Source organism: Microbispora sp. CL1-1 (genome assembly GCF_012034195.1).
In the GTDB taxonomy this organism is placed as follows: Bacteria; Actinomycetota; Actinomycetes; order Streptosporangiales; family Streptosporangiaceae; genus Microbispora.
This window is the reverse complement of record NZ_JAATEK010000262.1, coordinates 1-219: the sequence shown is the minus strand read 5'-3', so window position 1 is coordinate 219 and position 219 is coordinate 1. Positions and strand designations below refer to the sequence as shown.

The 219-nt window shown below is 74.0% G+C and carries 1 protein-coding gene; it reads left to right on the top strand.

Annotation, left to right across the window (positions count from 1 at the left end; genetic code table 11):
- Nucleotides 1-219, top strand: a 219-nt coding sequence (locus HCK04_RS41790) for a hypothetical protein (protein WP_205831312.1), incomplete at both ends; no start/stop codon positions are given.

The following is a 219-nucleotide window of genomic DNA, read 5'->3' as shown; positions in this document are numbered from 1 at the left end:
ACTGGCCCGGACGCTGCTGGCGCTGCTGGCGCTGGCTTTGGTGCCGCGCGTGGTGCTGCCGATGGCGCGGACGCTGCTGGCACGAACGGCACTGGCGCGAATGGCACTGGCGCGGCCGGCCCGGGTGCGGGCGCAGGTGCCTCCGATTCGGGTGGTCGTGGGCGGGGTGGTGTGCGGTCGTCGTGGGTGGTGGTGGGGTCGGTTCGTGAGGTGGCCCAA